The 22,484-nt window shown below is 42.3% G+C and carries 9 protein-coding genes, 11 tRNA genes and 6 rRNA genes; all 26 read left to right on the top strand.

Annotated elements, in window-relative coordinates:
* Positions 1-12: 12 nt before the first annotated feature.
* The 26 genes from dusB to V5E38_RS20640 all read left to right on the top strand — a co-directional run bounded on the left by dusB (position 13) and on the right by V5E38_RS20640 (position 22,479).
* Positions 13-1,011, top strand: a complete 999-nt coding sequence (gene dusB, locus V5E38_RS20765) for a tRNA-dihydrouridine synthase (RefSeq protein ID WP_499211319.1) — start codon at positions 13-15, stop codon at positions 1,009-1,011.
* Between the two features lie 134 nt (positions 1,012-1,145).
* Positions 1,146-2,627 carry a lysine--tRNA ligase gene (lysS, locus tag V5E38_RS20760; RefSeq protein ID WP_499211318.1) on the top strand — a complete coding sequence of 494 codons (1,482 nt, stop codon included), beginning with the start codon at positions 1,146-1,148 and terminating at the stop codon, positions 2,625-2,627.
* Positions 2,628-2,987: 360 nt separating this feature from the next.
* A 16S ribosomal RNA gene (locus tag V5E38_RS20755) occupies positions 2,988-4,537 on the top strand.
* A gap of 153 nt (positions 4,538-4,690) precedes the next feature.
* Positions 4,691-7,628, top strand: a 23S ribosomal RNA gene (locus tag V5E38_RS20750).
* Between the two features lie 119 nt (positions 7,629-7,747).
* Positions 7,748-7,863, top strand: a 5S ribosomal RNA gene (gene rrf / locus V5E38_RS20745).
* Positions 7,864-7,868: 5 nt separating this feature from the next.
* Positions 7,869-7,944: transfer RNA gene (locus tag V5E38_RS20740), tRNA-Val, on the top strand.
* A gap of 3 nt (positions 7,945-7,947) precedes the next feature.
* Positions 7,948-8,020, top strand: a tRNA-Thr gene (locus V5E38_RS20735).
* Between the two features lie 7 nt (positions 8,021-8,027).
* Positions 8,028-8,103: transfer RNA gene (locus V5E38_RS20730), tRNA-Lys, on the top strand.
* Positions 8,104-8,124: 21 nt separating this feature from the next.
* Positions 8,125-8,207 (top strand) — tRNA-Leu (locus V5E38_RS20725).
* Positions 8,208-8,236: 29 nt separating this feature from the next.
* Positions 8,237-8,311, top strand: a tRNA-Gly gene (locus V5E38_RS20720).
* 8 nt (positions 8,312-8,319) lie between these two features.
* Positions 8,320-8,406, top strand: a tRNA-Leu gene (locus V5E38_RS20715).
* Positions 8,407-8,416: 10 nt separating this feature from the next.
* Positions 8,417-8,493 (top strand) — tRNA-Arg (locus tag V5E38_RS20710).
* 5 nt (positions 8,494-8,498) lie between these two features.
* Positions 8,499-8,575: transfer RNA gene (locus tag V5E38_RS20705), tRNA-Pro, on the top strand.
* 9 nt (positions 8,576-8,584) lie between these two features.
* Positions 8,585-8,660 (top strand) — tRNA-Ala (locus tag V5E38_RS20700).
* 82 nt (positions 8,661-8,742) lie between these two features.
* Positions 8,743-10,292: ribosomal RNA gene (locus V5E38_RS20695) — 16S ribosomal RNA — on the top strand.
* 92 nt (positions 10,293-10,384) lie between these two features.
* Positions 10,385-10,461, top strand: a tRNA-Ile gene (locus tag V5E38_RS20690).
* Positions 10,462-10,481: 20 nt separating this feature from the next.
* Positions 10,482-10,557: transfer RNA gene (locus V5E38_RS20685), tRNA-Ala, on the top strand.
* A gap of 80 nt (positions 10,558-10,637) precedes the next feature.
* Positions 10,638-13,575: ribosomal RNA gene (locus V5E38_RS20680) — 23S ribosomal RNA — on the top strand.
* A gap of 55 nt (positions 13,576-13,630) precedes the next feature.
* Positions 13,631-13,746 (top strand): 5S ribosomal RNA (rrf, locus tag V5E38_RS20675).
* Together the 16S, 23S and 5S rRNA genes with 11 tRNA genes alongside form the textbook arrangement of a ribosomal RNA operon.
* Before the next feature lie 413 nt (positions 13,747-14,159).
* Entirely contained in the window at positions 14,160-14,621 is a 462-nt protein-coding gene (locus V5E38_RS20670; protein ID WP_069033588.1) for a CtsR family transcriptional regulator, read from the top strand.
* Positions 14,622-14,640: 19 nt separating this feature from the next.
* Positions 14,641-15,189, top strand: coding sequence for a protein-arginine kinase activator protein McsA (gene mcsA / locus V5E38_RS20665; RefSeq protein ID WP_499211317.1), 549 nt, complete (start codon positions 14,641-14,643; stop codon positions 15,187-15,189).
* Positions 15,190-15,194: 5 nt separating this feature from the next.
* The gene (gene mcsB / locus V5E38_RS20660; protein ID WP_335486018.1) at positions 15,195-16,262 is read left to right on the top strand and encodes a protein-arginine kinase McsB; all 1,068 of its coding nucleotides are present in this window, start codon (positions 15,195-15,197) and stop codon (positions 16,260-16,262) included.
* A 20-nt stretch (positions 16,263-16,282) separates the two neighbouring features.
* Entirely contained in the window at positions 16,283-18,724 is a 2,442-nt protein-coding gene (gene clpC / locus V5E38_RS20655) for an ATP-dependent protease ATP-binding subunit ClpC (RefSeq protein ID WP_331224997.1), read from the top strand.
* Between the two features lie 179 nt (positions 18,725-18,903).
* Entirely contained in the window at positions 18,904-20,283 is a 1,380-nt protein-coding gene (gene radA / locus V5E38_RS20650) for a DNA repair protein RadA (RefSeq protein ID WP_499211316.1), read from the top strand.
* Between the two features lie 2 nt (positions 20,284-20,285).
* Positions 20,286-21,359: a DNA integrity scanning diadenylate cyclase DisA gene (disA, locus tag V5E38_RS20645; RefSeq protein ID WP_069033593.1), complete on the top strand. Its 1,074-nt coding sequence runs from the start codon at positions 20,286-20,288 to the stop codon at positions 21,357-21,359.
* Between the two features lie 49 nt (positions 21,360-21,408).
* Positions 21,409-22,479, top strand: coding sequence for a PIN/TRAM domain-containing protein (locus V5E38_RS20640; protein ID WP_098232286.1), 1,071 nt, complete (start codon positions 21,409-21,411; stop codon positions 22,477-22,479).
* The last annotated feature ends 5 nt before the right edge of the window (positions 22,480-22,484 follow it).

The following is a 22,484-nucleotide window of genomic DNA, read 5'->3' as shown; positions in this document are numbered from 1 at the left end:
GGAGGATGGGATGTGCTGAAAATTGGTGACATCGAGATGAAAAATCCCGTCGTATTAGCACCGATGGCCGGAGTTTGTAACTCAGCTTTCCGTTTAACCGTAAAAGAATTTGGTGCAGGTTTAGTTTGCGCAGAAATGGTAAGTGATAAAGCAATTCTTCACAATAATAAAAGAACATTAGATATGCTTTATATGGATGAACGTGAAAAGCCATTAAGCTTACAAATTTTTGGTGGTGAAAAATCAACATTAGTTGAAGCTGCTAAGTACGTTGACGAAAATACGAATGCAGATATTATTGATATTAATATGGGATGTCCTGTTCCTAAGATTACAAAAGTAGACGCAGGAGCTAAATGGCTTTTAGACCCAAACAAAATTCACGAAATGGTATATGCTGTAGCACAGAATGTAAGTAAACCAGTTACAGTTAAAATGCGTCTTGGATGGGATGACGATCATATTTATGTTGTAGATAATGCAAAAGCAGTTCAAGCAGCGGGTGGAAAAGCAGTTGCGGTTCATGGACGAACTCGTTATCAAATGTATGAGGGGAAATCTGATTGGAGCTGGATTAAAGAAGTTAAAAATCAGGTTTCGATTCCTGTAATCGGTAATGGTGATGTGGAGACTCCTCAAGATGCTAAGCGTATGTTAGATGAAACAGGCTGTGATGGTGTAATGATTGGTCGTGCTGCATTAGGAAATCCATGGATGATTTATCGTACAGTTAAATACTTGGAATCTGGTGTATTAATGCCTGAACCAGAAGCACGTGAAAAAATTGATGTCTGTTTATTGCATTTAGACCGATTAATTGATTTGAAAAATGAACATGTAGCTGTAATGGAAATGAGAAAACATGCAGCATGGTATTTAAAAGGTTTGAAAGGCACTGCATTAGTTCGAAACCAAATTAACGAGGTTAGTACTCGTACCCAAATGGTTGAAGTATTAACAACATACGTTAATGAAGTGGAAGAAAAAATGAAAGCTACTCAAGCTTTGTAAGTTTGACAGGTTTCGCTTGACAAAATATAATAAGTTATAGTAAACAAAACTGCCAGATCGAAATACTGGCAGTTTTTCTATTAAAATCATATTGTATTTAAATATTTATTGAATAATTACGTGGAGTTGAGAAAATGAGTCACGAAGAATTAAATGATCAAGCCCTTATACGTAGGGAGAAATTAAAAACACTTGAAGGAAAAGGTATCGATCCATTCGGTAAAAAGTTTGTGCGCACACATTCTTCAAATGATTTATTAGCACAATTTGACCAGTTTTCTAAGGAAGAATTAGAAGAAAAAGCGATTATTGTTTCATTAGCAGGTCGAGTAATGACTAAACGTGGTAAAGGTAAAGCCGGATTTGCACATGTTCAAGATTTAAATGGACAAGTTCAAATCTATGTTCGTAAAGATGCTGTAGGCGAAGAACAATATGAAATCTTTGATATTACTGATTTAGGTGACATTGTAGGTGTTACTGGTGTGGTATTTAAAACGAATGTAGGGGAATTATCTATTAAAGTTAAAGAATACACATTCCTTTCAAAAGCGTTATTACCACTTCCTGATAAATTCCATGGTTTACAAGATGTTGAACAACGTTACCGTCAAAGATATTTAGATCTAATGAATATGGATAGCCGACAAACATTTATTGCTCGCAGTAAAATTATCCAATCTATGAGACGTTATTTAGATAGCCAAGGTTATTTAGAAGTTGAAACTCCTATGCTACATGCTATTGCAGGTGGAGCTTCTGCAAGACCGTTTATCACTCATCATAACGCGCTTGATATGGAATTATATATGCGTATTGCAATTGAGTTACACTTAAAACGACTAATTGTAGGTGGACTTGAAAAAGTTTATGAAATTGGTCGTGTATTCCGTAATGAAGGTATTTCTACTCGTCATAACCCAGAGTTTACGATGATTGAATTATATGAAGCTTATGCTGATTATGCAGACATTATGGAACTTACTGAGAACCTAATTGCTCATATCGCTAAAGAAGTTTTAGGTACTACTACTATTCCTTACGGTGAGTACACAGTCAACCTAGAGCCAAAATGGACTAGACTTCATATGGTAGATGCGATTAAAGAAGCTTGTGGAGTAGATTTCTGGCCAGAGATGTCAGTTGAGCAAGCAAGACAATTTGCTAAAGAACATAATGTTGAAGTTAATGAGAATATGTCTGTTGGTCATATTATTAACGAATTCTTTGAACAAAAAGTTGAAGAAACATTAATTCAACCTACATTTATTTATGGTCACCCTGTAGAAATTTCACCGCTTGCGAAAAAGAATGCTGACGATCCTCGTTTTACTGATCGTTTTGAGTTATTTATTGTGGCACGTGAACATGCTAACGCATTTACAGAGTTAAATGATCCAATTGACCAAAAAGAGCGTTTTGAAGCACAGCTTAAAGAACGTGAGCTTGGTAATGACGAAGCACATATGATGGATGATGATTACATCGAAGCATTAGAGCATGGTATGCCACCAACTGGTGGTCTTGGAATAGGTATTGATCGATTAGTTATGTTGTTAACTAATTCTCCTTCAATCCGTGACGTTCTATTGTTCCCATTAATGAGACATAAATAAGATTTAACGAACTGGCTAAAAGAATACTTTTAGCCAGTTTTATTTATGATTGGATGTATCTTTTTAATAGAATAAGGACATCATTTATTTATTGGAATCTGGTAGAAACTATCTGAATAAAAAGAATTTAAAATTAGGTATTGTATTTTGTTTTTATAGGTGTTATATTATTAAACGTTGTCACATTAATACGAAATGACAACGAAAAAAACTTTTAAAAAAACATTGACAACATTCAACAGAAAATGTTAAGATGTTTAAGTCGCCTCAGAGCGACAAGGTGAACTTTGAAAACTAAACAAAACATGAAGTAAACGTCAATTATTAGTTTTTTGAGCAATACAAGATTTAAACTTAACTTTTATGGAGAGTTTGATCCTGGCTCAGGACGAACGCTGGCGGCGTGCCTAATACATGCAAGTCGAGCGGACTAATGGGAGCTTGCTCCCGTTAGTTAGCGGCGGACGGGTGAGTAACACGTGGGCAACCTACCTGTAAGACTGGGATAACTTCGGGAAACCGGAGCTAATACCGGATGACATAAAGGAACTCCTGTTCCTTTATTGAAAGATGGCTTTGGCTATCACTTATAGATGGGCCCGCGGCGCATTAGCTAGTTGGTGAGGTAACGGCTCACCAAGGCGACGATGCGTAGCCGACCTGAGAGGGTGATCGGCCACACTGGGACTGAGACACGGCCCAGACTCCTACGGGAGGCAGCAGTAGGGAATCTTCCGCAATGGACGAAAGTCTGACGGAGCAACGCCGCGTGAGCGATGAAGGCCTTCGGGTCGTAAAGCTCTGTTGTTAGGGAAGAATAAGTGCTAGTTGAATAAGCTGGCACCTTGACGGTACCTAACCAGAAAGCCACGGCTAACTACGTGCCAGCAGCCGCGGTAATACGTAGGTGGCAAGCGTTGTCCGGAATTATTGGGCGTAAAGCGCGCGCAGGCGGTTTCTTAAGTCTGATGTGAAAGCCCCCGGCTCAACCGGGGAGGGTCATTGGAAACTGGGAAACTTGAGTGCAGAAGAGGAAAGTGGAATTCCAAGTGTAGCGGTGAAATGCGTAGAGATTTGGAGGAACACCAGTGGCGAAGGCGACTTTCTGGTCTGTAACTGACGCTGAGGCGCGAAAGCGTGGGGAGCAAACAGGATTAGATACCCTGGTAGTCCACGCTGTAAACGATGAGTGCTAAGTGTTAGAGGGTTTCCGCCCTTTAGTGCTGAAGTTAACGCATTAAGCACTCCGCCTGGGGAGTACGGTCGCAAGACTGAAACTCAAAGGAATTGACGGGGGCCCGCACAAGTGGTGGAGCATGTGGTTTAATTCGAAGCAACGCGAAGAACCTTACCAGGTCTTGACATCCTCTGACAACCCTAGAGATAGGGCTTTCCCTTCGGGGACAGAGTGACAGGTGGTGCATGGTTGTCGTCAGCTCGTGTCGTGAGATGTTGGGTTAAGTCCCGCAACGAGCGCAACCCTTGATCTTAGTTGCCAGCATTTAGTTGGGCACTCTAAGGTGACTGCCGGTGACAAACCGGAGGAAGGTGGGGATGACGTCAAATCATCATGCCCCTTATGACCTGGGCTACACACGTGCTACAATGGATAGTACAAAGGGTTGCAAGACCGCGAGGTGGAGCTAATCCCATAAAACTATTCTCAGTTCGGATTGTAGGCTGCAACTCGCCTACATGAAGCCGGAATCACTAGTAATCGCGGATCAGCATGCCGCGGTGAATACGTTCCCGGGCCTTGTACACACCGCCCGTCACACCACGAGAGTTTGTAACACCCGAAGTCGGTGGGGTAACCTTTTAGGGGCCAGCCGCCTAAGGTGGGACAGATGATTGGGGTGAAGTCGTAACAAGGTAGCCGTATCGGAAGGTGCGGCTGGATCACCTCCTTTCTATGGAGACATCATGAACCGATGGTTCATGTATGAAAATGTTTCTTCATTGTTTTGTTTAGTTTTGAGAGTTCACTCTCAACTTTGTACCTTGAAAACTAGATAATGTCATTCATTAAACTGCGTAAGTTTAATCCAATTAGTTTTAAAATTAGTTAAGTTAGAAAGGGCGCACGGTGGATGCCTTGGCACTAGGAGTCGATGAAGGACGGGACTAACACCGATATGCTTCGGGGAGCTGTAAGTAAGCTTTGATCCGGAGATTTCCGAATGGGGAAACCCACTACTCGTAATGGAGTAGTATCTTTACCTGAATACATAGGGTACTGAGGACAGACCCAGGGAACTGAAACATCTAAGTACCTGGAGGAATAGAAAGCAATAGCGATTTCCTGAGTAGCGGCGAGCGAAACGGAAGATAGCCCAAACCAAGAGGCTTGCCTCTTGGGGTTGTAGGACACTCTATACGGAGTTACAAAGGAACGGGGTAAATGAAGCGACCTGGAAAGGTCCGTCAAAGAAGGTAAAAACCCTGTAGTTGAAACCTCGTTCCCTCTTGAGTGGATCCTGAGTACGGCGGAACACGTGAAATTCCGTCGGAATCTGGGAGGACCATCTCCCAAGGCTAAATACTACCTAGTGACCGATAGTGAACCAGTACCGTGAGGGAAAGGTGAAAAGCACCCCGGAAGGGGAGTGAAAGAGAACCTGAAACCGTGTGCTTACAAATAGTCAGAGCTCGTTAACGAGTGATGGCGTGCCTTTTGTAGAATGAACCGGCGAGTTACGATCCCGTGCAAGGTTAAGTTGAAGAGACGGAGCCGCAGCGAAAGCGAGTCTGAATAGGGCGATATAGTACGTGGTCGTAGACCCGAAACCGAGTGATCTACCCATGTCCAGGATGAAGTTCAGGTAACACTGAATGGAGGTCCGAACCCACGCACGTTGAAAAGTGCGGGGATGAGGTGTGGGTAGCGGAGAAATTCCAATCGAACTCGGAGATAGCTGGTTCTCCCCGAAATAGCTTTAGGGCTAGCCTTATGTGTTAGAGTCTTGGAGGTAGAGCACTGATTGGACTAGGGGCCCCCAACGGGTTACCGAATTCAGTCAAACTCCGAATGCCAATGACTTATCCATAGGAGTCAGACTACGAGTGATAAGATCCGTGGTCAAGAGGGAAACAGCCCAGACCGCCAGCTAAGGTCCCAAAGTATACGTTAAGTGGAAAAGGATGTGGAGTTGCTTAGACAACCAGGATGTTGGCTTAGAAGCAGCCACCATTTAAAGAGTGCGTAATAGCTCACTGGTCGAGTGACTCTGCGCCGAAAATGTAACGGGGCTAAACGTATCACCGAAGCTGCGGATTGATACCGTATGGTATCAGTGGTAGGGGAGCGTTCTAAGGGCGTTGAAGCTAGATCGTAAGGACTGGTGGAGCGCTTAGAAGTGAGAATGCCGGTATGAGTAGCGAAAGACGGGTGAGAATCCCGTCCACCGTATGCCTAAGGTTTCCTGGGGAAGGCTCGTCCTCCCAGGGTTAGTCAGGACCTAAGCCGAGGCCGACAGGCGTAGGCGATGGACAACAGGTTGATATTCCTGTACCACCTCATTTCCGTTTGAGCAATGGAGGGACGCAGAAAGATAGGGTAAGCGCGCTGCTGGATATGCGCGTCCAAGCAATTAGGCTGATGTGTAGGCAAATCCGCACATCATAAGGCTGAGTTGTGATGGCGAGGGAAATATAGTACCGAAGTTCCTGATTCTACGCTGCCAAGAAAAGCTTCTAGCGAGGAAATAGGTGCCTGTACCGCAAACCGACACAGGTAGGCGAGGAGAGAATCCTAAGGTGAGCGAGAGAACTATGGTTAAGGAACTCGGCAAAATGACCCCGTAACTTCGGGAGAAGGGGTGCTCTTTTGGGTGTATGCCCGGGAGAGCCGCAGTGAAAAGGCCCAAGCGACTGTTTAGCAAAAACACAGGTCTCTGCGAAGCCGCAAGGCGAAGTATAGGGGCTGACGCCTGCCCGGTGCTGGAAGGTTAAGAGGAGGGGTTATCCCTTACGGGAGAAGCTCTGAATTGAAGCCCCAGTAAACGGCGGCCGTAACTATAACGGTCCTAAGGTAGCGAAATTCCTTGTCGGGTAAGTTCCGACCCGCACGAAAGGCGTAACGATTTGGGCACTGTCTCAACCATAGACTCGGTGAAATTATAGTACCTGTGAAGATGCAGGTTACCCGCGACAGGACGGAAAGACCCCGTGGAGCTTTACTGCAGCTTGATATTGAATTTTGGTACAGCTTGTACAGGATAGGTAGGAGCCTGAGAAGCCGGAGCGCTAGCTTCGGTGGAGGCGTCGGTGGGATACTACCCTGGCTGTATTGAAATTCTAACCTAGAGCCGTGATCCGGCTCGGAGACAGTGTCAGGTGGGCAGTTTGACTGGGGCGGTCGCCTCCTAAAGAGTAACGGAGGCGCCCAAAGGTTCCCTCAGAATGGTTGGAAATCATTCGAAGAGTGTAAAGGCATAAGGGAGCTTGACTGCGAGACCTACAAGTCGAGCAGGGACGAAAGTCGGGCTTAGTGATCCGGTGGTTCCGCATGGAAGGGCCATCGCTCAACGGATAAAAGCTACCCCGGGGATAACAGGCTTATCTCCCCCAAGAGTCCACATCGACGGGGAGGTTTGGCACCTCGATGTCGGCTCATCGCATCCTGGGGCTGTAGTCGGTCCCAAGGGTTGGGCTGTTCGCCCATTAAAGCGGTACGCGAGCTGGGTTCAGAACGTCGTGAGACAGTTCGGTCCCTATCCGTCGTGGGCGCAGGAAATTTGAGAGGAGCTGTCCTTAGTACGAGAGGACCGGGATGGACACACCGCTGGTGTACCAGTTGTTCTGCCAAGAGCATGGCTGGGTAGCTATGTGTGGAAGGGATAAGTGCTGAAAGCATCTAAGCATGAAGCCCCCCTCAAGATGAGATTTCCCATAGCGTTAAGCTAGTAAGACCCCTGAGAGACGATCAGGTTGATAGGTCAGAGGTGGAAGCGTGGTGACACGTGGAGCTGACTGATACTAATCGGTCGAGGACTTAACTAACAAGTTTGATAATGACATTATCTAGTTTTGAGGGTATAAGTTTTATAAAAAAATATTAAAAAAGTTATTGACTTTGACTGATATTTTGATATAATAATTAATGTCCTAAAGAAAATGAATCAAGTGATGATAGCGAAGAGGTCACACCCGTTCCCATACCGAACACGGCAGTTAAGCTCTTTTGCGTCGATGGTAGTTGGGGGTTTCCCCCTGTGAGAGTAGAACGTCGCTTGGTTTGATGGAGGATTAGCTCAGCTGGGAGAGCACCTGCCTTACAAGCAGGGGGTCGGCGGTTCGAGCCCGTCATCCTCCACCATATGCCGACTTAGCTCAATTGGTAGAGCAACTGACTTGTAATCAGTAGGTTGGGGGTTCAAGTCCTCTAGTCGGCACTCTTTTGAGCCATTAGCTCAGTAGGTAGAGCATCTGACTTTTAATCAGAGGGTCGAAGGTTCGAATCCTTCATGGCTCACCATTTTCTCAAAAGAGAATATTTGCGGGTGTGGCGGAATTGGCAGACGCGCTAGACTTAGGATCTAGTACTTCGGTGTGGGGGTTCGAGTCCCTTCACCCGCACCATTTAAATTTATAAGTTATAAGCAGTATACGCGGAAGTAGTTCAGTGGTAGAATACAACCTTGCCAAGGTTGGGGTCGCGGGTTCGAGCCCCGTCTTCCGCTCCACATATGCTGCCGGGGTGGTGGAATGGCAGACACACAGGACTTAAAATCCTGCGGGGGTTGACCCCGTGCCGGTTCGAGTCCGGCCCTCGGTACCATTTATAATATGCGCCCGTAGCTCAATTGGATAGAGCGTTTGACTACGGATCAAAAGGTTATGGGTTCGAGTCCTTTCGGGCGCGCCATATTACGGGAAGTGGCTCAGCTTGGTAGAGCACCTGGTTTGGGACCAGGGGGTCGCAGGTTCAAATCCTGTCTTCCCGACCATTTCAATAAGGGGCCTTAGCTCAGCTGGGAGAGCGCCTGCCTTGCACGCAGGAGGTCAGCGGTTCGATCCCGCTAGGCTCCACCAAGATGATCTTTGAAAACTAAACAAAACATGAAGTAAACGTCAATTATTAGTTTTTTGAGCAATACAAGATTTAAACTTAACTTTTATGGAGAGTTTGATCCTGGCTCAGGACGAACGCTGGCGGCGTGCCTAATACATGCAAGTCGAGCGGACTAATGGGAGCTTGCTCCCGTTAGTTAGCGGCGGACGGGTGAGTAACACGTGGGCAACCTACCTGTAAGACTGGGATAACTTCGGGAAACCGGAGCTAATACCGGATGACATAAAGGAACTCCTGTTCCTTTATTGAAAGATGGCCTCGGCTATCACTTATAGATGGGCCCGCGGCGCATTAGCTAGTTGGTGAGGTAACGGCTCACCAAGGCGACGATGCGTAGCCGACCTGAGAGGGTGATCGGCCACACTGGGACTGAGACACGGCCCAGACTCCTACGGGAGGCAGCAGTAGGGAATCTTCCGCAATGGACGAAAGTCTGACGGAGCAACGCCGCGTGAGCGATGAAGGCCTTCGGGTCGTAAAGCTCTGTTGTTAGGGAAGAATAAGTGCTAGTTGAATAAGCTGGCACCTTGACGGTACCTAACCAGAAAGCCACGGCTAACTACGTGCCAGCAGCCGCGGTAATACGTAGGTGGCAAGCGTTGTCCGGAATTATTGGGCGTAAAGCGCGCGCAGGCGGTTTCTTAAGTCTGATGTGAAAGCCCCCGGCTCAACCGGGGAGGGTCATTGGAAACTGGGAAACTTGAGTGCAGAAGAGGAAAGTGGAATTCCAAGTGTAGCGGTGAAATGCGTAGAGATTTGGAGGAACACCAGTGGCGAAGGCGACTTTCTGGTCTGTAACTGACGCTGAGGCGCGAAAGCGTGGGGAGCAAACAGGATTAGATACCCTGGTAGTCCACGCTGTAAACGATGAGTGCTAAGTGTTAGAGGGTTTCCGCCCTTTAGTGCTGAAGTTAACGCATTAAGCACTCCGCCTGGGGAGTACGGTCGCAAGACTGAAACTCAAAGGAATTGACGGGGGCCCGCACAAGTGGTGGAGCATGTGGTTTAATTCGAAGCAACGCGAAGAACCTTACCAGGTCTTGACATCCTCTGACAACCCTAGAGATAGGGCTTTCCCTTCGGGGACAGAGTGACAGGTGGTGCATGGTTGTCGTCAGCTCGTGTCGTGAGATGTTGGGTTAAGTCCCGCAACGAGCGCAACCCTTGATCTTAGTTGCCAGCATTTGGTTGGGCACTCTAAGGTGACTGCCGGTGACAAACCGGAGGAAGGTGGGGATGACGTCAAATCATCATGCCCCTTATGACCTGGGCTACACACGTGCTACAATGGATAGTACAAAGGGTTGCAAGACCGCGAGGTGGAGCTAATCCCATAAAACTATTCTCAGTTCGGATTGTAGGCTGCAACTCGCCTACATGAAGCCGGAATCACTAGTAATCGCGGATCAGCATGCCGCGGTGAATACGTTCCCGGGCCTTGTACACACCGCCCGTCACACCACGAGAGTTTGTAACACCCGAAGTCGGTGGGGTAACCTTTTAGGGGCCAGCCGCCTAAGGTGGGACAGATGATTGGGGTGAAGTCGTAACAAGGTAGCCGTATCGGAAGGTGCGGCTGGATCACCTCCTTTCTATGGAGACATCATGAACCGTTGGTTCATGTATGAAATGTTTCTTCATTGTTTTGTTTAGTTTTGAAGGATTATCCTTCTATTATAGATATGGGCCTATAGCTCAGCTGGTTAGAGCGCACGCCTGATAAGCGTGAGGTCGATGGTTCGAGTCCATTTAGGCCCACCATATCTTTTTAATATAATAATGGGGCCTTAGCTCAGCTGGGAGAGCGCCTGCCTTGCACGCAGGAGGTCAGCGGTTCGATCCCGCTAGGCTCCACCATTTTTTTATTTTGTACCTTGAAAACTAGATAATGTCATTCATTAAACTGCGTAAGTTTAATTCAATTAGTTTTAAAAATTAGTTAAGTTAGAAAGGGCGCACGGTGGATGCCTTGGCACTAGGAGTCGATGAAGGACGGGACTAACACCGATATGCTTCGGGGAGCTGTAAGTAAGCTTTGATCCGGAGATTTCCGAATGGGGAAACCCACTACTCGTAATGGAGTAGTATCTTTACCTGAATACATAGGGTACTGAGGACAGACCCAGGGAACTGAAACATCTAAGTACCTGGAGGAATAGAAAGCAATAGCGATTTCCTGAGTAGCGGCGAGCGAAACGGAAGATAGCCCAAACCAAGAGGCTTGCCTCTTGGGGTTGTAGGACACTCTATACGGAGTTACAAAGGAACGGGGTAAATGAAGCGACCTGGAAAGGTCCGTCAAAGAAGGTAAAAACCCTGTAGTTGAAACCTCGTTCCCTCTTGAGTGGATCCTGAGTACGGCGGAACACGTGAAATTCCGTCGGAATCTGGGAGGACCATCTCCCAAGGCTAAATACTACCTAGTGACCGATAGTGAACCAGTACCGTGAGGGAAAGGTGAAAAGCACCCCGGAAGGGGAGTGAAAGAGAACCTGAAACCGTGTGCTTACAAATAGTCAGAGCTCGTTAACGAGTGATGGCGTGCCTTTTGTAGAATGAACCGGCGAGTTACGATCCCGTGCAAGGTTAAGTTGAAGAGACGGAGCCGCAGCGAAAGCGAGTCTGAATAGGGCGATATAGTACGTGGTCGTAGACCCGAAACCGAGTGATCTACCCATGTCCAGGATGAAGTTCAGGTAACACTGAATGGAGGTCCGAACCCACGCACGTTGAAAAGTGCGGGGATGAGGTGTGGGTAGCGGAGAAATTCCAATCGAACTCGGAGATAGCTGGTTCTCCCCGAAATAGCTTTAGGGCTAGCCTTATGTGTTAGAGTCTTGGAGGTAGAGCACTGATTGGACTAGGGGCCCCCAACGGGTTACCGAATTCAGTCAAACTCCGAATGCCAATGACTTATCCATAGGAGTCAGACTACGAGTGATAAGATCCGTGGTCAAGAGGGAAACAGCCCAGACCGCCAGCTAAGGTCCCAAAGTATACGTTAAGTGGAAAAGGATGTGGAGTTGCTTAGACAACCAGGATGTTGGCTTAGAAGCAGCCACCATTTAAAGAGTGCGTAATAGCTCACTGGTCGAGTGACTCTGCGCCGAAAATGTAACGGGGCTAAACGTATCACCGAAGCTGCGGATTGATACCGTATGGTATCAGTGGTAGGGGAGCGTTCTAAGGGCGTTGAAGCTAGATCGTAAGGACTGGTGGAGCGCTTAGAAGTGAGAATGCCGGTATGAGTAGCGAAAGACGGGTGAGAATCCCGTCCACCGTATGCCTAAGGTTTCCTGGGGAAGGCTCGTCCTCCCAGGGTTAGTCAGGACCTAAGCCGAGGCCGACAGGCGTAGGCGATGGACAACAGGTTGATATTCCTGTACCACCTCATTTCCGTTTGAGCAATGGAGGGACGCAGAAAGATAGGGTAAGCGCGCTGCTGGATATGCGCGTCCAAGCAATTAGGCTGATGTGTAGGCAAATCCGCACATCATAAGGCTGAGTTGTGATGGCGAGGGAAATATAGTACCGAAGTTCCTGATTCTACGCTGCCAAGAAAAGCTTCTAGCGAGGAAATAGGTGCCTGTACCGCAAACCGACACAGGTAGGCGAGGAGAGAATCCTAAGGTGAGCGAGAGAACTATGGTTAAGGAACTCGGCAAAATGACCCCGTAACTTCGGGAGAAGGGGTGCTCTTTTGGGTGTATGCCCGGGAGAGCCGCAGTGAAAAGGCCCAAGCGACTGTTTAGCAAAAACACAGGTCTCTGCGAAGCCGCAAGGCGAAGTATAGGGGCTGACGCCTGCCCGGTGCTGGAAGGTTAAGAGGAGGGGTTATCCCTTACGGGAGAAGCTCTGAATTGAAGCCCCAGTAAACGGCGGCCGTAACTATAACGGTCCTAAGGTAGCGAAATTCCTTGTCGGGTAAGTTCCGACCCGCACGAAAGGCGTAACGATTTGGGCACTGTCTCAACCATAGACTCGGTGAAATTATAGTACCTGTGAAGATGCAGGTTACCCGCGACAGGACGGAAAGACCCCGTGGAGCTTTACTGCAGCTTGATATTGAATTTTGGTACAGCTTGTACAGGATAGGTAGGAGCCTGAGAAGCCGGAGCGCTAGCTTCGGTGGAGGCGTCGGTGGGATACTACCCTGGCTGTATTGAAATTCTAACCTAGAGCCGTGATCCGGCTCGGAGACAGTGTCAGGTGGGCAGTTTGACTGGGGCGGTCGCCTCCTAAAGAGTAACGGAGGCGCCCAAAGGTTCCCTCAGAATGGTTGGAAATCATTCGAAGAGTGTAAAGGCATAAGGGAGCTTGACTGCGAGACCTACAAGTCGAGCAGGGACGAAAGTCGGGCTTAGTGATCCGGTGGTTCCGCATGGAAGGGCCATCGCTCAACGGATAAAAGCTACCCCGGGGATAACAGGCTTATCTCCCCCAAGAGTCCACATCGACGGGGAGGTTTGGCACCTCGATGTCGGCTCATCGCATCCTGGGGCTGTAGTCGGTCCCAAGGGTTGGGCTGTTCGCCCATTAAAGCGGTACGCGAGCTGGGTTCAGAACGTCGTGAGACAGTTCGGTCCCTATCCGTCGTGGGCGCAGGAAATTTGAGAGGAGCTGTCCTTAGTACGAGAGGACCGGGATGGACACACCGCTGGTGTACCAGTTGTTCTGCCAAGAGCATGGCTGGGTAGCTATGTGTGGAAGGGATAAGTGCTGAAAGCATCTAAGCATGAAGCCCCCCTCAAGATGAGATTTCCCATAGCGTTAAGCTAGTAAGACCCCTGAGAGACGATCAGGTTGATAGGTCAGAGGTGGAAGCGTGGTGACACGTGGAGCTGACTGATACTAATCGGTCGAGGACTTAACTAACAAGTTTGATAATGACATTATCTAGTTTTGAGGGTACGAAGTACAACTCTATAAATCAGGTGATTATGGCAAAGAGGTCACACCCGTTCCCATACCGAACACGGCAGTTAAGCTCTTTTGCGTCGATGGTAGTTGGGGGTTTCCCCCTGTGAGAGTAGAACGTCGCCTGGTAACCAAAAACATCAGCTATTAGGCTGATGTTTTTTTTGTTATCTAAAAATGCTCAAATGAACAAACGAAATAGAGCAAGTTAATAATTTTTTTAATAAAAGTAAAAAGGAAAAAAAGCTTCTTAAAAGAATTGTATAACATATATATATATATACTGATAAAGAAAAATCGCCGATTGGCGAGCCTTTAGGTAAAGACAGAGAGGATATAGCACTTATATTTAATACCCAAAATTGAAAAATACGTCAATTTTTCTTCTAGGCTACCAATTCAATTTATACAATTCTTAAAGGTAAAAAGATTAAGAGCTGTATCGTTTGGAAAAAATGGTAAAGAGATAATAGTTGAAATTTTTCATGAAAGGAATATAATAATAGTCAAAGATAGTCAAAGTCAGTAAAGGTGGTAAATAGATGAAGAATATATCAGATATTATTGAACAATATCTAATGCACTACTTTGACATATCCGATAAAGATTATGTCGAGATAAAAAGAAGTGAAATAGCGAATAAATTTGATTGTGTACCTTCTCAAATAAATTATGTAATTAATACTAGATTCACATTAGAAAGAGGATATGTAGTAGAAAGTAAACGTGGTGGCGGCGGGTATATTAGAATTATTAAAGTGCAATTTCATGATAAAGCAAGCGTGATTGATCAAATATTAAGTAGTTTTACTAATAATATTGCACAGTCTAGCTCAGAGGACTATATTCGTCTACTACTTGAAAAAAATGTAATTACTGGGCGAGAAGCAAAAATGATGTTAAGTGTATTAGATCGTTCAGTAATAATGGTTAATTTACCTTATCGAGATGAGTTAAGAGCAAGAATGTTCAAGGCAATGCTAAGAAGCTTAAAGTATAAATAGAATATGGAGGTTGCCCATAATGATTTGTCAAGAATGTCAAGAACGTCCGGCAACATTACACTATTCTAAAATTATTAATGGTGAGAAAACAGATATTCACTTATGTGAGAAATGCGCAAATGAATCGAACAATAAACATATTTTTTCTGAAATAGGTGGTTATTCTGTAAATGATTTGTTAGCTGGATTGTTTAAAGGTAATACTGGTATTTATGAAATGAAGAAAAATAAATTTCATCAAGATTCCCAAATTGAATGTCCTAGATGTAAGATGACTTTTCAAAAATTTACTAAAATTGGACGTTTAGGTTGTTCTACTTGTTATGAAACATTTATGGATCAGATGAAACCAATTGTTAAAAGAATTCATAGTGGTAATGTATCGCATACAGGGAAAATACCTCAAAAGATTAATGGGGCGATCTCCTTGAAAAGGAAGCTACAAGACTTGAAATCTCAAATGCAAAATTTTATTGATAAAGAGGATTTTGAGCAAGCAATTAAGATACGGGATGAAATTCGTGAAATTGAAAAAGATTTACAAGCCCTTCAAAAGGAGGTGGAGTAAGTTACATGTCTATTAATCGAATTATTAATGAGGCCATCAGTCCATGGATGAAACAAGAAGGTCCAGATGATGATATCGTTTTAAGTAGTCGTATTAGGTTAGCTAGAAATTTCAGTGCATATTTGTATCCAGCTTTACTTAGTCAAGACAAGGCAAAAGAAATTTGTCATTTAGTTAAACATTATTTTGAAGGTAGTACAGCTTTACCAAACGGACCTTTTGAATATATTGAAATTAATAAGTTAGAACCAGTAGAGAAAAGAGTATTAATTGAAAAACACTTAATAAGTCCTAATTTAGTTCAAGAGTCGGTACATGGTGCATGTATATTATCTCAGGATGAACAAATTAGCATTATGATCAATGAAGAAGACCATTTAAGAATTCAAGCTCTATTTCCAGGTTTACAACTTAGAGAGGCACTTACTCAAGCGAATCATATTGATAATTATATAGAGAGTCAGCTTGAATATGCTTTTGATGAAACAATTGGTTATTTAACCAGTTGTCCTACTAACGTTGGTACCGGATTAAGGGCATCAGTGATGATGCATCTTCCAGCACTAGTCATCACGAAACAATTTAACCGTTTAATCCCTACTATTAATCAACTTGGTTTAGTAGTAAGAGGAATTTATGGTGAAGGTAGCGAAGCATTAGGTAATATCTTTCAGATTTCGAATCAAATAACATTAGGGAAATCGGAAGAAGAAATAATAGAAGATTTAACGACAATTGTTCAACAACTGATCAAACACGAGAAATCAGCAAGAGATGCACTTGCCAGAACTTCTTTAATTCTTTTAGAAGATCGAGTCTTTCGTTCTTTAGGTACTTTGAAATACGGAAGAATTATCGAAACAAAGGAAAGTGCTAAGTGTTTATCGGATGTACAATTAGGAATTGATTTAGGTTTAATTGATGGTTTATCTAAAAACTTTTTACATGAATTAATGATATTAACTCAACCAGGTATTTTACAACAGTATGTAGGTGATCAGCTTACTCCCGAAGAAAGGGATATTAAAAGAGCATCACTAATACGCGAAAGACTATCTAACAAAAATAACTAATTATATGGGAGGAACCAATTATGATGTTTGGTCGATTTACAGAACGTGCTCAAAAAGTATTAGCTCTTTCTCAAGAAGAGGCAATCCGAATTGGACACTCAAATATAGGTACAGAACATATTTTACTAGGACTTGTTCGAGAGGGAGAAGGGATTGCTGCTAAGGCATTACTTGCACTTGGATTAAGCCCAGAGAAAGTACAACAAGAAGTAGAAACATTAATAGGACGTGGCCAAGGAGTTGCTCAAACAGTACACTACACTCCTAGAGCTAAAAAAGTGATTGAATTATCAATGGATGAGGCTCGTAAATTAGGGCATTCATATGTAGGAACAGAACACATCCTTTTAGGATTAATTCGAGAAGGAGAAGGCGTAGCAGCAAGAGTATTAAATAATCTTGGTGTTAGCTTAAATAAAGCTCGTCAACAAGTTCTTCAATTATTAGGTAGCAATGAAAGCTCGTCTAATCATCAAAATGGATCTGCTAATCAAGCAAACACACCGACATTAGACAGCTTAGCTCGTGATTTAACTGTATCAGCTAGAGAGGGTCGCTTAGATCCAGTAATCGGACGTGGTAAAGAAATTCAGCGAGTAATTGAAGTGTTAAGCCGACGCACTAAGAATAATCCAGTATTAATTGGTGAACCTGGTGTAGGTAAAACAGCGATTGCAGAAGGATTAGCGCAACAAATTGTAAATAATGAAGTACCAGAAATTTTAAGAGATAAACGAGTAATGACACTTGATATGGGTACTGTTGTAGCTGGAACTAAGTACCGTGGTGAATTTGAAGATCGTCTGAAAAAAGTAATGGACGAAATTCGTCAAGCTGGTAATATTATTCTTTTCATTGATGAACTTCATACATTAATTGGTGCAGGTGGAGCTGAAGGTGCAATTGATGCATCAAACATCTTAAAACCATCATTAGCACGTGGTGAACTACAGTGCATCGGTGCAACAACAATTGATGAATACCGTAAATATATCGAAAAAGATGCTGCGTTAGAGCGTCGTTTCCAACCAATTCAAGTTGATCAGCCGAGTGTAGAGGAGTCAATTCAAATTCTTCAAGGCTTACGTGATCGTTATGAGGCACATCATAGAGTATCAATTTCTGATCAGGCAATCATTGAAGCTGTAAAACTATCTGATCGATACATTACAGACCGTTTCTTACCGGATAAAGCAATTGATGTTATTGATGAGGCAGGTTCTAAAGTACGACTACGTAGCTTTACAACACCGCCAAATTTAAAAGAATTAGAATTAAAATTAGAGGAAGTTCGTAAAGAGAAAGATGCAGCTGTTCAAAGTCAAGAATTTGAAAAAGCAGCATCATTAAGAGACTCAGAACAAAGATTACGTGAACAATTAGAAGATACGAAACGTCAATGGAAAGAGAAACAAGGTAAAGAAAACTCAGAAGTAACTGTAGAGGATATAGCGAATGTTGTATCATCTTGGACGAATATTCCAGTTACAAAACTTGCTCAAACAGAGGCAGATAAACTGTTAAATATGGAAAGTGTTCTTCATAAACGAGTAATTGGTCAAGAAGAAGCAGTAGTAGCAGTTTCTAAGGCTGTAAGACGTGCAAGAGCTGGATTAAAAGATCCAAAACGTCCAATTGGTTCATTTATTTTCTTAGGTCCTACAGGGGTAGGTAAAACAGAGCTAGCTCGAGCGTTAGCTGAAACAATTTTCGGCGATGAAGATGCGATGATTCGTATTGATATGTCGGAGTATATGGAAAAACACGCAACATCTCGTTTAGTAGGAGCACCTCCAGGATATGTAGGATATGATGAAGGTGGTCAATTGACTGAGAAAGTTAGACGTAAACCTTACTCAGTAATTCTATTAGATGAAATTGAAAAAGCTCATCCAGACGTATTTAATATTCTACTTCAAGTATTAGAAGACGGTCGATTAACTGATTCAAAAGGCCGCACAGTTGACTTTAGAAATACACTTGTTATCATGACATCAAACGTTGGGGCAAGTGCTTTAAAAACAAATAAATATGTTGGATTCAATATTAACGATGGAGAAAAAGATTACAAAGATATGAAAGGAAAAGTATTAGAGGAACTGAAAAAAGCATTCCGTCCTGAATTCCTAAACCGTATCGATGAAACAATCGTCTTCCATTCATTAGAGAAGAAACATATTAAAGAAATTGTTCACTTAATGGTTAATAGCTTAACGAAGCGTTTAAAAGAACAAGAAATTGAACTAGAATTATCAGATGCAGCAATTGATAAAATTTCAGATGAAGGATTCGATGCTGAATACGGAGCTCGTCCATTGAGAAGAGCAATTCAAAAACAAGTAGAGGATCGTTTATCCGAAGAATTATTAAAAGGTAATGTTGAAAAAGGCCGAAAAGTTATTCTTGATGTAAAGGATAATGAATATTTGATTAGATCAGCGGCTGAAACTGTAAATCAATAAGCAATTACAAAGTTCATACCTTTTATGAAGGATAATTGAACAAATTAATTGTAAAGTTATCTAATTTGTGAAAAAGGGCGTGAAGCCCTTTTTCTTATATCAAAAAAGCGTTAGGATAGACTTAGAATACATACTCTATTAATATAGAAAATCATAGTAACAAAAGAGGTACTATACATATGGCTAAAAAAAATAAAACTAAATTCGTTTGTCAGTCTTGTGGATATGAATCAGTTAAGTGGATTGGAAAGTGTCCTGCATGTAACGAGTGGAACACAATGGTTGAGTTTATAGAACAGCCCGCTAGTTCAAGAAGGCTAACATTTAATACAAACGCAACAGTAGAAGGAACGAAACCAATTTCAATCATGGAAGTGGAAATTGGCACTGAAACTCGTATCGAAACCTCATTCGATGAATTTAACCGGGTTTTAGGTGGCGGGATCGTTTTAGGTTCATTAGTATTAATTGGTGGTGACCCGGGAATTGGTAAGTCGACGATGCTCTTACAGGTTTCCTCACAATTGGCTAAAAAGGATCATAAAGTTTTATATGTTTCAGGTGAAGAATCTCAGAAGCAAATAAAATTAAGAGCAGAACGACTAGGTGTCGCTACACAAAACTTATATGTTTTATCCGAGACAGATTTGTCTTATATTGCTCGATATATGGATGAGATGTCTCCTGATTTTGTTGTAATTGATTCGATTCAAACAATTTATTTACAAGAAGTAACATCTGCTCCTGGTAGTGTTTCACAAGTACGTGAGTGTACTTCAGAATTAATGAAAATCGCGAAGACTAAAGGGATCCCAATCTTTATAGTAGGGCATGTGACAAAAGAGGGATCAATTGCTGGCCCACGTTTACTGGAGCATATGGTAGATGCAGTATTATATTTTGAGGGTGAAAGACATCATACATATCGAATATTAAGGGCAGTTAAAAATCGTTTTGGATCTACTAATGAAACTGGTATTTTTGAGATGAAAGAGTTAGGATTAGTGGAAGTGCTAAATCCATCGGAAATATTCTTAGAAGAGAGACCTTTTGGAGTAGCAGGTTCAACTGTTGTTGCTTCTATGGAAGGTACTAGACCTGTACTAGTTGAACTACAAGCACTTGTCTCTCCAACAAGCTTTGGAAATGCAAGACGAATGGCAACTGGTATAGATCATAATAGAGTATCGTTAATTATGGCTGTATTAGAAAAGAGAATGGGCCTTTTATTACAAAATCAAGATGCTTATTTAAAGGTTGCTGGAGGACTGAAGTTAGATGAGCCAGCTGTAGACTTAGCTGTTGCAGTGAGTATAGCATCAAGCTTTCAAGATAAACCTACTAATCCAACAGATGTAGTAATTGGTGAAATCGGTTTAACAGGAGAAGTTCGAAGGGTATCTAGAATAGAGCAAAGAGTACAAGAAGCGGCAAAACTTGGATTTAAAAGAGCAATAATTCCATCAAAAAATATTGGAGGATGGAGTTTTCCTGAAGGAATGGAAATAATAGGTATTAATACAGTACATGAAGCATTAAAATACGTGTTAGGAGGGTAGAGATGGAGGATCAAAAACAAAAAGCTAAATCAATGTTGCCAGTTTTAGAAATGATTGCTCCAGGTACACCATTGCGTGATGGCATTGATAATGTACTTAGAGCACAGACTGGTGGATTAATTGTACTTGGCTTTAATGATGAAACAAAAGAAATGGTCGATGGTGGTTTTCATATTAATGACCCTTTCTCTCCAGCTAGCTTATATGAATTAGCAAAAATGGATGGAGCACTCATTTTAAATGAAACAGGGTCAAAAATCCTGTTAGCAAATGCACAATTGATACCAGATCAATCAATCTTTACAAAAGAAACTGGTATGCGTCATCGAACTGCAGAGCGAGTATCAAGACAGACAGGAAACTTAGTAATTGCTATTTCGCAAAGACGTAATGTTATTACTCTTTATAAAGGTAACTTGCGTTATACACTGCGAGATATTGGCGTAATTTTAACAAAAGCTAATCAGGCGATTCAGACTCTGGAAAAATATAAAATTGTGTGGAATCAAGGGATTACTTCACTTAGTATTTTAGAATTTGAAGAGCTAGTTACATTATTTGAAGTTGTAAATGTTTTACATAGTGTTGAAATGGTTCTTCGAATTAAAAATGAAATTAATAACTATGTAATTGAACTTGGTGATGAAGGACGACTGATTGAATTACAGTTAATTGAGATCATTTCGGACCTTGAGGAGGAGGCATTACTTTTAATAAAGGATTATCATTATAGTAAGGAACAAGATCCTAAAAGTATTTTGCAAAAACTCCAAGAACTGGCAAATGAAGAATTGTTAGAGGATCATGCCATTATTAAATTGCTAGGTTATCCGAATAACACAAATCTTGAGGAAATGGTAGAGCCTAGAGGGTATCGTATGTTGATGAAAATTTCTAGACTGCCGCCGCTAGTGATTGAAAATTTAACACAGCGATTTAAGCACCTTAAAGGGATCTACAAAGCTACTCTTGCTGAGTTAGATGATGTTGATGGAATTGGTGAAATTCGTGCAAAAAAAATCAAAGAAGGATTAAAACGAATTCAGGAGCAACTATATATCAATAGACATAACTAAGTTATTTCGTCTAAGATAGAGTTATTATTTATTTAAAGGAGGTGGCGAATTGATAAAGAGGATCGTTCAAGTTATTTATATTTTTGTCGGAAGTACTTTAGGTTTAGTACTTTTTCCACTATTAGATAAGCTATTAAAAACTGAGTTACCTAATATTTTGCATAATTCTTATGTGCAAGCTTTAAGTGGAGCAGTGATCTTTTTTATTTTATCGCTTTGGTTAGTTGATCCAACAGTAACGTTTATCAAGTATATTGAGGAGAAATTATTAAAAGCTCCTATTTCAATGATTTTGTTTGGTAGTTTAGGACTTGTTTTTGGACTTATTCTGGCATTTCTTATTTCATTGCCAATTGACTCAATTAGATTACAGTATGTTTCATCAATTATTCAAATAGTTGTTACGATTTTATTAGGATATTTAGGTTTTCAAGTTGGGATTAAAAAGAGAGAAGAATTATTGAGTTTATTTACTCTTTCTTCAAAGGCCAAGAAAAAGGCTGCTGAAGAGCAAGATGCATCATTCGATATTCCAGTTAAAATTTTAGATACTAGTGTAATCATTGATGGTCGTATTGCTGATATATGCCAAACTGGATTCATAGAAGGAACAATTGTGATTCCACAATTTGTATTAGCAGAATTACAATATATAGCTGATTCCTCAGATACGTTAAAACGAAATAGAGGACGAAGAGGATTAGATATTCTAAACAGAATTCAAAAAGAGCTAGCTATGAAAGTTGAAATCTACGAAGGTGATTTTGAAGATGTTCCTGAAGTAGATGCAAAATTAGTAAAGCTTACTAAATTAAAAAATGGTATTTTAGTGACAAATGACTTTAATTTAAACAAAGTAAGTGAACTTCAGCAAATTAAAGTTTGGAATATTAACGATCTAGCAAATGCAATTAAACCAGTAGTATTACCCGGGGAAGTATTAACAGCTTTTGTAGTAAAAGAAGGTAAAGAAAAATTACAAGGTGTTGCATATTTAGACGATGGTACAATGATCGTTGTAGAAGACGGTAAAGAATCAATTGGGAAACGAGTAGAGACAGTTGTTACAAGCGTACTACAAACTTCTGCTGGTCGCATGATTTTTGCAAAAGTAAAGTAAGTTAG

The sequence above is a fragment of the Rossellomorea sp. GAMAL-10_SWC genome, assembly GCF_049568075.1.
In the GTDB taxonomy this organism is placed as follows: Bacteria; Bacillota; Bacilli; order Bacillales; family Bacillaceae_G; genus Gottfriedia.
Note: the sequence above shows the minus strand (reverse complement) of the source record. Positions and strands in the feature narration are given on the sequence as shown.

Excerpts from the sequence above, each read along its gene's own strand:
- V5E38_RS20670 (WP_069033588.1), top strand. The coding sequence starts at position 14,160 with ATGAAGAATATATCAGATATTATTGAACAATATCTAATGCACTACTTT.
- clpC (WP_331224997.1), top strand. The coding sequence starts at position 16,283 with ATGATGTTTGGTCGATTTACAGAACGTGCTCAAAAAGTATTAGCTCTT.
- disA (WP_069033593.1), top strand. The coding sequence starts at position 20,286 with ATGGAGGATCAAAAACAAAAAGCTAAATCAATGTTGCCAGTTTTAGAA.
- mcsA (WP_499211317.1), top strand. The coding sequence starts at position 14,641 with ATGATTTGTCAAGAATGTCAAGAACGTCCGGCAACATTACACTATTCT.
- lysS (WP_499211318.1), top strand. The coding sequence starts at position 1,146 with ATGAGTCACGAAGAATTAAATGATCAAGCCCTTATACGTAGGGAGAAA.
- mcsB (WP_335486018.1), top strand. The coding sequence starts at position 15,195 with ATGTCTATTAATCGAATTATTAATGAGGCCATCAGTCCATGGATGAAA.
- radA (WP_499211316.1), top strand. The coding sequence starts at position 18,904 with ATGGCTAAAAAAAATAAAACTAAATTCGTTTGTCAGTCTTGTGGATAT.